We start from the raw sequence: 14,473 nt of genomic DNA, 5'->3' as shown, positions 1-14,473 counted from the left end.
TGAAAGGAAACCGGCAATTTTAAGATGAAATGGGCCATACCATTTCCCTTAAGTTGTCGGTTTTTTTATTAGAATGACGAAAAGGGGGAGAAGAGGATGTCAGATATTATCATACAAAATTTACTTTCGCCGGTTGTGCTATTTTTTGTACTAGGAATTTTAGCAGCAATCGTAAAATCAGATTTGAAATTTCCGAGTGGATTAAGTGAAGCGTTGAGTATTTATTTATTAATTGCCATAGGGATAAAGGGAGGAATTGAATTATCTCATTATACGATTGGGTCAGTTATTAAACCGATTATGGCAACCTTATTTCTAGGTATTTTAATTCCAATTATCACGCTGATGATTGGTAGACTTATGAAATTAGACTTAAAAAACGCAATAGGGTTAGCTGCAACATATGGGTCAATTAGTATTGTGACATATGGGGCTGCCATTTCTTTTCTTGAGAAAAATGGAACTTCTTATGAGGGATTTATGAATGCAATGGTTGTGATTATGGAAAGTCCGGCAATTTTAGTTTCTATTTTTCTATTAAAAATAATAGAGAAAAAAGACTCATCTCCGAGCTTATCGTCACAGGGAATTGGGATTGTGCCTTTATCTGTCAGAATGATTGATAAGGAAGTGCTAAGAGAAAGTATTTTTGGGAAAAGTATCTTTCTTTTGCTTGGAAGTTTGGGCATCGGTGTAGTACTTGGTGAACAGGCAGTTCCAGCGGTTAAACCATTATTTATGGATTTATATAACAGTGTTCTTATCCTTTTCCTATTAAATATGGGAATAGTTGCAGGTCAGCGACTACCAGAAGTAAAAAAACATGGCATTAAGTTATTGTTTTTCGGATTAATCACTCCATTATGTTTTGGAATGTTAGGTGTTTTGCTTGGTAGCTTGATAGGACTTTCGTTAGGCGGAACAACCTTAATGGGTGTTTTAGCGGGAAGTGCCTCTTATATTGCAGCACCTGCGGCATTGAAAGCATCAGTTCCAGAAGCAAATCCTTCTATTTATTTAGGCTTATCTTTAGGTGTAACGTTTCCATTAAATTTAATAGTTGGTATTCCGTTTTATTATCAATTATCACAGATGGTACAAATTTAGGAGGATTTAATGATGATGAAGAGGAAGGAAAAGGTGTTAATTATTACTGGTTTTAACAGTTCGTTACACCCTATCTATCAAAGCATTACAAAGAGAGAGCAAGAAGAAATGATTATACTTTCTAGTTATAACGCCGAATTATCTCAAACATATAGCTGCTTGATTCGCTCAATCATCATGGCCGTTTTATCCGAGCATATAGAAGAAATTTATTTTATTGGAGAAAAGGGCAGGAATGATTTCATTCTTAATGAAGAAGAGCTTCTAACTCGAATGAGGGAAAAAGGAGTGAATACAGACATTCTTTCCACACTAAATTATCTTCAAGTTGGGGGCGGGGATGTTATAAAGTGGTTAGCAGGGGAGAACAATATGGAAACAATCATTAAGAAAAATATGAATCTGGTACAAATGCATCCCCTTCTTCCAAAATCTATTGCAGTTCATGGAGTTGTTGTGGATACGAAGACAAATCATATTGAAATGGTTTCTTAGACTAGAAGAAGGGCTAAGACCTATCCGGATCATAGCCCCTAATTTTGTCAGCATTTAATAGAAGCTCGACTTAATAATCTTCGTATTGAATTATTTGCTTCATCCAATACTAATCTCTTATTAACAGTTTTTAAACAACCATTTTCCATTACAATCTTGCCATTAATAAGAGTAGTTTCTACATCAGCACTTGTTGCGGAATAAACAATTCTTGAGATGGGATCTACTCCATAGGATGGGTAGGTATGAAAGTCTTTTAAGTTTAAGATAGCTAGATCTGCTTTTTTTCCAATTTCAATACTCCCAATTTCATCTTCCATTCCAACAGCCTTTGCGCCTCCGATTGTAGCCATTTTAAAAACAGTATGTGCATCCATCGCGGTTACGCCTTTTTCTAGAAAGCCTACACTTTCTCTAATTGATTTCTCCGTTATCTCTTGTAATGACAGGGGATTATCATCACCTTTATCCATCATGACTTTTCCAGATAATGCTCGAATTCCACTTTCAGCAATCTATTCGATGACTTTTCCTCCAATTACAGTCAATAAAGGTGGATATTAATCTGTTGAAAGTACTAATTATTGTTGAGGGACCTTTACATTAAGAATGTACTGTGTTAAATTTCTTGGGTATAAATTCCTATTACTATTTAGATATAGAAAAATTTTAACAATTAGGGAGAGTGACAGGATGTCTTTAAAAAGGAAATTAATTAGTCTAACCAGTTTGTTCATTATTTTGTTAATAGCGACAAACAGCATTATACAATGGGTTGAAACAGCTCAGTTGAAGAAACAAACTGATGACGTAATCACGGAGTTACATGCTAACTCAGAAAAGCATGTAACTGAAAACTTAAATGAGTTAGCGGCTCAAATATCCAATCACATAGTAGCGTTGGAAAAAGAAGTGGATAAAAATATTTTGAATGCTGCATACACATTACAACAAATGGATGCTACTAAAGTCCTGACTAATGAGGATCTTGGGGAAATTGCTAAGCAGACTGGCATGACAGATCTTTATTTAACAGATGCGAAAGGGGAATTTATACGCTCCACGGAGGAAGCTTCATTAGGACTTAATCTTGTTTCAATGGTCAGTATATACGGACAAATTTTATCTGGAGAATCTAGCTTAATAGATGGACCACTAATGCTAAAACTAGAAACGGGTGAAATTTTTAAATTCACAGCTATTCCACGTTTAGATAATAAAGGAATTATTGAGGCGGCATTAAATGCTGAGTTATTTGAGGATTCTCTTACTCACTACCTTCAAGAGGGAAATGGAGTTGAAGCTCTATATTTAATAGACTCCTCAGGTCTTGTCCTAACTGAAAACCTGAATGATGGTCAAGAATCTTTGTGGGAAAAGGGAGAAAAAATCAATAATCAAGATGTTCAAAAGGTGACTGAAACAAGTAAGCCATCCCTAAATATAGCTGATAAAGCTGCTACTATTTTTTACCCGATTGTTGTAAATGATTCTGTCCGATATGTGTTATCTGCTCAGGTTGATACAACTCCTTATTACATAAATTCCAGTATTGCTGAAGAATCTTTAGAACAGGTTCAAAGTAACGTATCCCATACAGCAAATGTAACACTTGTATCATCTCTAATTCTAACGTTTGTGCTAATTACTGCCTTAATTTTATTTATTCGGAAAAGCTTCAAGCCTCTTGAAGCTATAAATGAACATGCTCAAAAAATTGCTCTGGGAGATTTAACTAGTGAAACGATTGAAGTCAACTCCAAAGATGAGATAGGAACTCTGGCTACCTCGTTTAACAAAATGTCAGAGAACTTAAGAGAGGTTCTTCATAAGGTTTCCTTTGATTCTCAACAGGTTGCAGCTTCTGCAGAAGAATTAACGGCAAGTGCAGAACAGATGAGTCATGCGTCTGAACATATTTCGTCAACAGTTCAGGAAGTTGCGGCAGGAACTGATGAACAGGTTAAAGAAATGAATGAAACAGACCGTACTGTTACTAGAATGCTTGAATACGCTCAACATATCTCGGAAAGTTCGCTAGGAGCAACTAAAAAGGCTCATGAAACATCAACTAATGCAGCAGATGGCAATAAAGCCATACAAACGGCAGTCTCACAGATGAATACAATTCATGGTAGAGTATCTGAGACATCAAAAGTGATTGAAGAGCTGGGCAGTTATTCTAATCAAATTGGTGAAATTTCTAAAGTGATAACAGATATTGCGGATCAAACAAATCTATTAGCGCTTAATGCAGCCATTGAAGCGGCAAGAGCTGGTGAGCAAGGGAAAGGGTTCGCGGTTGTTGCCGATGAAGTAAGGAAGCTGGCAGAACAATCATCTCAATCATCAAGTCAAATTAGTCATTTAATTAATAGAATTCAGGAAGAAACGTCTAGAGCTGTGAACTCCATGCAAAATGTTACAGCAGAAGTAGGAGATGGCATTGGAATAGTGAACAAAGCAGGAACAACTTTTGGTGATATTCAAGTTGCAGTTGATGAAGTAAATCATCAAATTACTGGAGTTTCGACTTCCGTTGAGCAACTGAGCCATGGAATGGAACAGATGGTACAAGTTGTTAAACGGGTTAAACAAGTGTCAGAAGATAATAATTCAGGTACCCAAAATATTTCGGCTGCAACAGAGGAGCAACTAGCATCCATGCAGGAAATCTCTTCTTCAGCTGTTTCTCTAACAAATATGGCTGAGGAATTGATGGAGTTAATAGGAAAGTTTAAAATATGAAAAAATTAAAAACCTTACTTTTATGTAGGGTTTTTCTTCTTTGAAAAAATAAAGAATAAATCTCTTGAATTAAAACCATTCTTCGCTCATAATGAGAAAGGAATTTTTCTATAGGGTGAAGTGGATGGGACCAGAGCTAAGTACAATTAATAATAATGAATTATCTTGTATGTATTTAAAATATAAGAAACAATTAAAAGTACATAAAAGTAGAGGATCTTTTTATGATCTGAATAGAGTGATTGAAATTAAGATGTACCTATCTTTAGTGAAATGGGAAATGAAAAATCGCGGCATGAATCATAAAGAGATTAAGAAGACGCAAAAATTACTTTGATGACAAGACTTATAGAGGAAAATAAAATTTGAACTAATAGCGCTTTCCTTTTTCTAATGGTGAGTGTTTTTTTGTGTATTATTTGCTGAATTTTTATGCTATTTACTATACAATAAAAGGAAAACACTCATGAGGAACCTACAATGACCAATCACATTGATTTTCAGAAAATAGTAGACCAGGCGTTAAGCGGTATCTTATTGTTAGATCAAAATAGAAAAATAGTCTATTATAATCAAACGTCTCTTCAGCTATTTAATTGTGAACCTGAAAAACTGAAGGATCTAAAAGATTTCCTTCATCCTGATTATCATGAAGTATGCAGTCAAAGGTTAAACAGAGTATTTAGCTTTCATGAAACAGCTGAGGCAATGGAACAGAAGTTAGTAACATATACAAAAGAAATCATTGATGTTGAAATAAAAGCTATCCCATATGATCTCTCTGATAAAACGCTGGCTTTGATTTACATACGAGATATAACAAAACAAAAACTAGCGGAAAAGCTATTATCACATAATGATAAACTGGCTTCAATCGGACAAATTTCCGCAGGAATAGCACATGAAGTGAGAAATCCGCTTACTGCTGTAAAGGGGTTTACCCAGCTACTAAAGGAACAAGTAGAGCATAACTATTTAGAAACAATCGAAAGCGAGTTAGATAAGGCGTTATCTACACTTAACAATCTATTGCAGGTTTCGAAGCCGGACTTAATAGATGAGGCTCGTGTGCCAATCCGTTTGTGCCAAGAGCTTGATTCGATTGTTTTTATGTTTCAGGAACGGTTATATAATATAGAGATTCATACAGATTTTAAGGATAGACAACAAGTGTTTATGGGAAAGAAGAATATCCTTGTAAAAGCATTTTTTAACTTAATCAAAAATGCAATCGAAGCAATCGAAGGTGAAGGGAAAATAACGATTAAACATTTTGTGAAAGATCAGGTGGTTCATATTGTGATATCTGATACTGGAGTAGGAATGAAGAAGGAAGAAATAAGACTAGTTGGAACACCGTTTTTCTCTTCAAAGCCAGATGGAACAGGAATGGGATTAACACAAGTATTCACGACTGTACAACAGCATCAAGGTGAGGTACATATTGATAGCGTGAAAGGTAAAGGAACGTGTTTTTATATTATGTTGCCGATTCTTTAAGAAAAGATCGGGAAATTGGTATGTAAAAAGATCATCACTTAATAAAGAGTGATGATTTTTTTACACTTCTAAGCTTTAAACTTATTTATCACTTTATATAAATTTTGTGCCATTTCACTTAATCCTTCAGCTGATGAAGAGACTTCTTCCATTGTTGCGTTTTGTTCCTCAGTAGAGGCTGCAACGTTTTGGATACTTACTGAGGATTGTTCAACAATATCTCTTGCTTCTTTCATTCCTTCTGTAACTATTTGTGTATTTGAGTGAATTTGATTCACAATAGCAGCCACCTCATGTGATTCAGCTGCTACCTGTTGGATTGCTCCAACAATGTTTTGGAATGATTCACCGGTTTGACTTACTAGCTTTAACCCTTCTTTTACAACATCTGTTCCATTATTCATAGATCTTACCGCTTTTTCGGATTCTTCTTGTATTTCTTCAATAAGTTGACGAATTTGACCTGCTGCATCTGCGGATTGCACAGCTAATTTTCGAACCTCATCTGCTACAACTGCAAACCCTTTTCCTTGTTCACCTGCACGAGCTGCTTCAATGGCAGCATTTAACGCAAGTAAGTCGGTTTGACTTGCAACCTTTGTTATTAATTCAATTATATGGCCAATTTCCTTAGACTTATTACTTAGTGTATGAACAACTTCAGCAGACTCCATTGCGGAATCCTGCACCAGTTTCATTTGATCAATTGTTTTATTAACTACATCGTTACCTAATGTTGCTTTTTCATTTGCCACAATCGTTAAATTAGCTACAGACTGAATGGATTCAGTTGCCTTATTCATTCCTTTTGTAATTTCCTCAGCACTTTCAACTGATTGAATAACTGTGCTAACTTGTTTTTCCGCTCCTACTGCAACCTCTTGCATCCCAAGAGTAATGTGTTGTGTTGCGAGATTCGTAGCATCGGCACTTGCAGATAATTCTTCCGAGGTTACCGAAACCTGTTGTGCATTCAAGCGTACTTCATCAATGAGTTGTTGAAGATTTTGCTTCATGATATTAAAGGAATTTGCCAATTCACTGATTTCATCGCTATTATTCACACCAATGTCCTCTTGTGTTAAATCACCTGAAGCAATTTTTTTAGCTCCTTCTACTAATAAAGAAATAGGACGAGTAATCATACGGGACATGAACATGCCGATTAAGATGGCCAGAAGCAGAGAAATAAGGCTCCATACTAGCATCATGTTTTTAACAGAAGAAACCATTTCCGTATTTGAAGTTGTTTCAGTTTGCATTTCTTTTGTTTGGATTTCAACGATTCTATTTGCTGCTTCTTCGATTTGTATCGCTAATGGAATAATTTCTTCTTCAACAAGTTCAGTAGCTTGCTCTGCTTGAACCTGCTCCATAATTTGTTCCTTTAAGGAAGTGATAGTTGTTAAAAGTTCTTTTGCTTCCTGATTATGTATGTCAGCCTCTATGTAGTTTACCTGTTCGGTTATCTGATCAAGAGAAGTTTGAAAAAACTCCATATTGTCTGTTCCGTTAGATTGCATACCTCTCAAGCTAGCAATGGAGCGGGAGGCGTAGAGTTGGATATCTTTAATACTAGTTAAATTAGTTGATTGCTGCTCAACTAATACGGAATAGGAGTAGTTGATTTTAGAAATCTGATAGTAAGATAGCGCACACACCATCCCGATTAGGATAGCGAGTAGTAAAAAGCCGGACATTATTTTCTGTTGAATTGTAATCTTCATTTGTAGTTCTCCTTTATGTCGTAGTAAATAATGACTATTTCTAAAGTTGTATTTTCTATGGCTCTATTATTACGGAAGAACCTTAAAGGAACCTTAAAGTTTTATTTTGAGTGTGGTGTCGACAAAATTCGGGAAGTGACAGGCCCACAAAATTCAATTTTTTCTTGAATTTTCCTTCATTATTAACACAAAGATGTCGATAAAAAGAGTGGAAGGTTCTATAAAACTAGATGATGACAAACGTAGTTTGTTTTATATAAGTAATAGACCAAGAAGAATATCCAGAATGTTGTTACATAACGGTTTTTAGGGGAATTGAGATGAATTTATTTTTTTATTTTCATATTTTCGATGTTGTAGTCGTTGCTATATTGGCTATTTTGACGTGTAAGCTTGGGTTTGAATATAGTACAAAAATTAAGTTGGTCACGGATAAAAAAGAATTAAAGAAAAAATTATTTCTTTTTTCTTCTGTAGTTGGTCTTGGTTTTTGGTTAACTTATACGTATGCATTCCTATCCGTTGATGTACCGATTGTTATAGAACAAAATTACTTTTTACTTCTATTCGTGTATTTACTATGTTTTCTTGGTGCCTATTTTACGCTATTTATGGCAAGGGCTAAGGAATTCAAATGGTGGAAGTATATTATTTCAAGTATTGTCGTTTCCATGATGTTTATTGGAATTACAACTTTGGGGTATTGGTGGACATTTCGAGAATTAATCTACTTTAAGCCTGTTTCTTTTAGCATATCCTGTCTGATCATAGGTACTTGTATTTTTAAACTCATGAAGTTTTTAAGGCAGATAACAAATGAAGAGGAAGAAGTGGTTAAGAAGAGTTGGTTAAATATTGGAGCTATTTTATGTGGGGTCTCAATAAGTGGAATCCCTTATCTGCTTCTAACATCACTACTTGATTTCAAGGGTGTTTTACAATATGAATACAAAGGCTATACCTACTTATTTCCGTTTCTATACCCAATGCTCTCGAACTTTTTATTAATGATACTTCCGGATATTATTTCAGATCGAATGTTGTCAACGACGACGGTTAAATATAAATCTCTTTTTAGCCATAACCCGAATGCTGTTTTTTCTGTTGATTTAAAAGGGAAAATAATGGATGTAAATAAAGAAACATTAAAGTTGGTAGGGTACACTCGAGAAGAATTAATTGGGAAAGAGCTTTTTTCACTTTTACAACCTAATTTAGATAACCAAACAATTATCAAAAAAGTAAAATCAGGCAGCATTGAAGATGTTGAAACGGTGATCGTGACAAAAGATCAACGAGCAGTTGATATTAAAATTACAACAATGAGGATCGTTATTAATAATGAAACGATCGGGTATTACGGAATTGCAAAGGATATTACTGAAGATAAAAAGGCAAAACAACTGATTCATAAGCTGGCTTTTTACGATGAGCTAACAGGTCTATACAATAGAAGAAAGCTAATTGAGTTATTAAACCAATGGGCAGCAAACGGTGAAGAGTTTCATCTTTTATTATTGGATTTTGACCGTTTTAAACGAATAAATGATAGCTTTGGACATAGCTTTGGTGATCAATTATTAAAAGAAATTTCCATTAAGCTAAAACACTTTACTGAAAAAAAAGGTGTAGTAGGAAGGCTTGGGGGAGATGAGTTTCTCATTATGCTTCCTTTGAAAGAAACTCAGGAGGGATATTTAGAGGAGCTTGTTGATTGCTTTAGAAAGCCATTGAATGTTGAAGGAGTAGACGTTATATCAACTGCAAGTATTGGCATCTCCACACACCCACATCATTCAACTAATCTAACTGAGTTAGTAAAGTACGCAGATATTGCCATGTACCATACGAAGGAAAATGGATCAAATGGATATTCATTTTTTTCGGAAAGTATGTTGGAAAATAAATTTAAAAACATTGCCATTGAAAATGAGCTACGCTATGCAATCGATCATAATCACATATCTGTTTATCTTCAGCCGAAATATAATATGGTCAGTGGAGAGTTAATAGGGGCAGAATCACTTGCAAGATGGAAACATTCTACACATGGAATGATCGCTCCTAATGTATTTATTCCGTTGGCTGAAGAAATCGGAGAAATTGATCGCTTGGAAAAGAATATGATTAAAGAGGTTTGTGGTTTGCTTTCAACCTGGATAAAGAAAGGGAAAAAGATCCATCAAACCTCTATTAATATATCTCTCCCTACTTTACTGCATGATGGTTTTATACCTTTTGTTTCTCATACCTTAATTCAAAACCAATTAAATGGCTCTTTTTTGGAGTTCGAAATCACGGAGAGAATTGTGATGAAATACGAAACTGAGGTAAATAGTCGTCTTCAGCAATTACGTAATATGGGCATTGAAATAAGCATAGATGATTTTGGAACTGGGTACAGTTCACTTAGTTACTTGTACAAGCTAGAAGTGGATCGGTTGAAAATAGATAAAATGTTTGTCGATCAATGTGTGGAAAATTCAGAGGTTGTTTCAATGATTATATCGATGGCAAAAGCACTAGGATTACAGGTGATTGCTGAAGGTGTTGAAGACGAAAACCAAATAAGAATTCTTAAAAAACTAGGTTGTATCGAGGCCCAAGGCTTTTATTTTTCGAGGCCTGTACCACATGTCGAATTTCAAGAGTTGTTGGAGGAATACTCTACTGCTGACTTTTAGTTAGGTGGAAGAGTATTTCTTTTTTATTGACAAACTTCGGGAAGTGACAGGCACTCCCCGTGGTATAATAGTCATGTAATTCTCATGAACATAATGAAAGATGAATAGAATTTATAAGATTAGTAGTTACATAGTTGGGGTTTTGACAAACTTCGGGGGGTGACAGGCACCATGGAAAAAGGTACAAAGCAGGAAGGCGCGATAAAACCAGATACCACACAAGCATTCATTCAAATGAAAAGAAGGATTATTTTAACTGAGATATTAGTTGTTTTTGTTGTTATTTTTGCTGTGTTGTTTTTGGATGTTGTTCCGGATGTGTTTGTGAATTATTTGTTGTTTTTAGCTGTTACGCTGTTTGGAATACGGTATGGGTTGTTGTATGGGGGAATTAGTATCATGGCAGCTGTTATGATTTATTTATATCATCAACAAACGAGTGGATATGATTTAATTTTAATGGTCTATCAAGCAGAGCAAATGCTGCCGTTGATTTTTCTAATGATAATCGGCGTAATAACGGGTCTATTTCGTTCTAGTTTAAATGAGAGATATGAGGATCTTTTGTATCAAAAGATTGAGGTTGATGATGAGCGTAAGGAAATGAAAGAAACGATAGATGTATTTAGAGAGGCGAATGAGCTGTTAAAGAAGAAAGTGCTTGAATCAGAAAATAATTTAGCGACAATTTATACGATGACACAGATGCTGAAAAAAGGACAGTCAGAAAAGATATTAAATGAAGCTGCGGAGATTATTAGAAGTCATTATGGGGCAGAGGCTTTTGGTTTGTATCATGTTGATCAGTCTAAAAAGGTCCTGCGGATGAAGCTAAATATGGCGGTTGGAAATGAAAAAATTCCTAATTCAATCTTCTTTGAAAGTGCTCCAAGAATGTTTGAGAGAGTGTTGGAAGATAAAGGAATCTTCTTTCGGAAAGTTGAAGATGAGGAATTAAATACGCCACTTATTGCTGCTCCTATTACAATAGATCATGAAGTAAAATTTGTTCTTATTATTCAAAAGGTAGACTTCTATAGAATGACTTCTGAAGGATTGGAAGTACTAAAATGGATTCTTCAGTTTATTGCGGATCCACTTGCCAACACGATGAAACAAGAAGAAGATCTTAAAGGGTCCGCTGTTGTTGAAGGAACAAGTTTTTATAAGATGGAATTCTTTGAAGAATACGTAAGCATAGAAAAAGAACGAAAAGAATTAACGAAACAGCCTTACACAATCTTTCAATCAAAAATTCCAGGAACTTCTCCAGAATTGCTTCAGTTTTTAAATAAATATCTTGTAAAAACACTACGTGAAATTGATGTCATTGGCTTAGATTTAGAGTCTGCGACGGTTCACTTTTTATTACCTGGTACAGATCCAGGCTATGCTGACTCTATAAAAAAACGGATCATTACATCGATTTCATCAAAGGTGGAGTCCAATGTTTCTTAATTTTTACTTTCTAGTATATGCCATTTATATCATAGTTGTTTATGCTGCTAGTCGTTTATTGAAAAAAAGAGTAGATGAGGAGTATAAAGGATTACTAGAATGGTTGACAATTACCTCCATTATTTTCCCTGTTGTTGGGCTCCTTTTCAGTCTCATTATTTACCCACTGTCACGGAAAACAAGCGATAAGAACTTGATTGATTATGATGAATATTTGGAGTTTGATGTTACTTCCTATGAAGTGCTAAGGGAGGAAGCTAGAGATTCAATTGAAGTTCTTCCAATATCAATGAGCATTGAAAGTGAAAATGATCAAGTAACAAAGGCATTTATTACAAAGCACCTGGAGTATTTAGAAAAAAGCCAGGGAATGTATTTAAAAAGGGCGATCAAAAATAGTCAATCAGAGTTATCTCATTACGCTTCAACAACGCTTACTTTATTAAAAGATCGCCATCAAAAGAAGATTCGGTTTATACAGCAATCTCTGCCAAAGCAATCATTAGATTACTACAGACAGCTTTCAAAAGCATATCTAGCTTATTGGAATAGTGATTTACTAGATATTCAAGATGAAAAACAGGTGTTAACGTTTCATCGGGAACTTCTTCTGGAAATGGTACAGCTATTTCCAGAAGAAGAGCAGGGACACCGAGATTTAGGGGAAGTTTATAAGCGACTAAAGGTTGATTTTACTGAATTACAAACCTTTTATAAACAATGCATAAACCTTTTTCCACATTCAGTGGAATTCTATGAATCTCTTATCGTTTTATTGGTAAACCATGAACAATGGCCGGAAGCAAAAAGGTATATGAAAAAAGTACAGGATCAACAAATGATTTCACAGTCATCAGAGTCCTTTCAAAAGGTTGTGGATTTTTTATGGTCACAATAGATAAAAAGTTAAGGTGGACAATAATTGGTATTATTGTAGCCTCAATCATTTTTATTGTCATTTCTCAGACGTTACGAGTACATCCCGGCTTGGTATCAACACAGGTGGCTGTTCAAGAACAAAACATTGAGTTGGTTTCTGGAGAATCGTCTATAGGAAATTCTGTTACACCCAAGTTTTATTTAGTAAATCCTCAGAATAAAGAAAACTTACAGTATGATAATTTTCGTTATGCCTTAGAATACGCAAAGCTTCCTTATAAAATTATTGAGCCCAATGAGATTCAAACCATTGAACCGTCTCCTTATACAGTTTTAATTACTGCGGAGGAGAAAAGCGAACGATTACCGTTAAATGATATAAAAGCATTTGTTGAAAATGGTGGAAAGCTCTATATAGGGAAACGGTTTTATAATCGAGAGTGGAATGATGTTGTGGGTATTCAAGAAATCTATCAGTTTACGGATTCAATTTATGGATACCAATTTTTAAATCAGCGAATTCAACATCATTTTTTGGGGCATGAGTCATATGAAAATGTTGTGAATAACAGTCTTGATGTGGAGCTTCAGGATGATGTTGATGTTCATATTGAATCAGAAAATATACCGTTATACTGGACGCATTCATACTCTAAAGGCCAAATCGGCTATTGGAATGGAACATGGCTGTCCGCTAAAGTTTCGAGGGGGATATTTTTGCAAACGTTGCTTGAACTATTACCTCAAAAGGTTCATATTATGGCAGGTGTGAAGACGGTATTCATCGATGACTTTCCAGCACCCTTTCCTGAAGTTTGGAAAAAAGAAGCGAATTACTATGCTGAGCAATATCGTATGCAGCCGCCAGAATTCTTTCAACAAGTATGGTGGGAGGATATGAAGCAAATTGCAGAGGAGCACGACTTATTATATACAAATGTTATGATCGGAAATTATAGTGAATCTCTTAGCCAGACAAAACGTGATATTATCACAAGAAATAAAAAGCAGTTACTTTATTATGCTAGGGATTCAATTTTAAATGGGTATGAAATTGGTTTTCATGGATATAATCACCAATCTCTAGTGACGAAGGATGAAGAAATTGATTCCTCGTTAGGTTATCATCCATGGAAGAACAAAGAGGAAATGAAAAGAGGGATCAATATTCTTAATGACCTCTATGAGGAGTATTATCCAGATCGTTCATTTAACTCCTATGTTCCCCCATCAAATGTTATTGGTCCAACGGGATTAGAAGCTATTAAAGAAGCTTTACCAAATTTAAAGGTTATATCGTCACTTTACGCAGGAGACATGTTGGGTGCTTTTATACAAGAGTTTGAACAGGATAAGGGGGAAGGAGATATATTCCATCTGCCTAGACTTTCAAGTGGGTACTCTGTAGCAAATAGCGAACAAAATCTAGCTTTTGATGGATTGGCGAACTTTGGTGTATTTACTCATTTCGTTCATCCAGATGATTTGATTGATGCTGAACGTTCACGAAATTATACATTTACATGGGAAGAAATGAAAAAGGAGTTTGAGGATTTCTTAACAAAAGTAGATGAGAAATATCCTATTTTAATGCCCTATAGAGCAACAGATGCAGCTGCCTATATGGAAAAGTACTTACAAGGTAATGTTCAAATTTCCTATGGGAAAGATTTTATAGAAATCAGTGGAGAAAATATGCCATCGCCAATTAATGTGTCCGTTCAGTTAGAAGAGGGGCAGGAAATTACCTCGGGAAAATCAGCAGACTACCAAGCTTATCACACTCACGAAACTCTGCCAATCTACCAAATTAAAGCAACCAATCTGCCAATCGTAATACCGATCACGTCAAAATATCAGGGAGTCGAATAACAT

The 14,473-nt window shown here is 35.2% G+C and carries 10 protein-coding genes and 1 pseudogene; 9 read left to right on the top strand and 2 right to left on the bottom strand.

Annotated elements, in window-relative coordinates; genetic code table 11:
- Positions 1–96 precede the first annotated feature (96 nt).
- A complete protein-coding gene (locus tag D9842_RS17215; protein WP_121663565.1) occupies positions 97–1,107 on the top strand; it encodes a sodium-dependent bicarbonate transport family permease in 1,011 nt (336 codons plus the stop codon).
- 12 nt (positions 1,108–1,119) lie between these two features.
- Entirely contained in the window at positions 1,120–1,602 is a 483-nt protein-coding gene (locus tag D9842_RS17210; protein WP_121663564.1) for a carbonic anhydrase, read from the top strand.
- A 47-nt stretch (positions 1,603–1,649) separates the two neighbouring features.
- On the opposite strand, the pseudogene D9842_RS17205 reads toward D9842_RS17210, so the two are convergent.
- A pseudogene (locus D9842_RS17205) lies at positions 1,650–1,991 on the bottom strand (amidohydrolase family protein); the annotation flags it as partial.
- 304 nt (positions 1,992–2,295) lie between these two features.
- Between D9842_RS17205 and D9842_RS17200 the strand changes: the two are divergent.
- The 3 genes from D9842_RS17200 to D9842_RS17190 all read left to right on the top strand — a co-directional run bounded on the left by D9842_RS17200 (position 2,296) and on the right by D9842_RS17190 (position 5,850).
- A complete protein-coding gene (locus D9842_RS17200; protein WP_162987474.1) occupies positions 2,296–4,350 on the top strand; it encodes a methyl-accepting chemotaxis protein in 2,055 nt (684 codons plus the stop codon).
- Between the two features lie 124 nt (positions 4,351–4,474).
- On the top strand, positions 4,475–4,687 hold the full coding sequence (locus tag D9842_RS17195; RefSeq protein ID WP_121663561.1) for a hypothetical protein: 213 nt from the start codon (positions 4,475–4,477) through the stop codon (positions 4,685–4,687).
- Positions 4,688–4,830: 143 nt separating this feature from the next.
- Positions 4,831–5,850 carry a two-component system sensor histidine kinase NtrB gene (locus tag D9842_RS17190; protein WP_121663560.1) on the top strand — a complete coding sequence of 340 codons (1,020 nt, stop codon included), beginning with the start codon at positions 4,831–4,833 and terminating at the stop codon, positions 5,848–5,850.
- A 68-nt stretch (positions 5,851–5,918) separates the two neighbouring features.
- Here the strand turns inward: D9842_RS17190 and D9842_RS17185 are convergent, their stop codons facing one another.
- A complete protein-coding gene (locus D9842_RS17185; protein WP_121663559.1) occupies positions 5,919–7,577 on the bottom strand; it encodes a methyl-accepting chemotaxis protein in 1,659 nt (552 codons plus the stop codon).
- Between the two features lie 320 nt (positions 7,578–7,897).
- Here D9842_RS17185 and D9842_RS17180 point away from each other — a divergent pair, with 320 nt between their 5' ends.
- The 4 genes from D9842_RS17180 to D9842_RS17165 all read left to right on the top strand — a co-directional run bounded on the left by D9842_RS17180 (position 7,898) and on the right by D9842_RS17165 (position 14,470).
- Complete coding sequence (locus D9842_RS17180; protein WP_121663558.1) at positions 7,898–10,261, top strand: sensor domain-containing protein; 2,364 nt, start codon at positions 7,898–7,900, stop codon at positions 10,259–10,261.
- Positions 10,262–10,432: 171 nt separating this feature from the next.
- Complete coding sequence (locus D9842_RS17175) at positions 10,433–11,719, top strand: DUF4118 domain-containing protein (protein ID WP_121663557.1); 1,287 nt, start codon at positions 10,433–10,435, stop codon at positions 11,717–11,719.
- On the top strand, positions 11,709–12,617 hold the full coding sequence (locus D9842_RS17170; RefSeq protein ID WP_121663556.1) for a tetratricopeptide repeat protein: 909 nt from the start codon (positions 11,709–11,711) through the stop codon (positions 12,615–12,617). The genes D9842_RS17175 and D9842_RS17170 overlap by 11 nt, the downstream gene beginning before the upstream one ends.
- The gene (locus D9842_RS17165; protein ID WP_162987473.1) at positions 12,605–14,470 is read left to right on the top strand and encodes a DUF2194 domain-containing protein; all 1,866 of its coding nucleotides are present in this window, start codon (positions 12,605–12,607) and stop codon (positions 14,468–14,470) included. The genes D9842_RS17170 and D9842_RS17165 overlap by 13 nt, the downstream gene beginning before the upstream one ends.
- Positions 14,471–14,473: the final 3 nt, after the last annotated feature.

The sequence above is a fragment of the Metabacillus litoralis genome, assembly GCF_003667825.1.
Classification (GTDB): Bacteria; Bacillota; Bacilli; order Bacillales; family Bacillaceae; genus Metabacillus; species Metabacillus litoralis_B.
The sequence above is the reverse complement of the archived record's forward strand: the minus strand, read 5'-3'. Positions and strand labels throughout refer to the sequence as shown.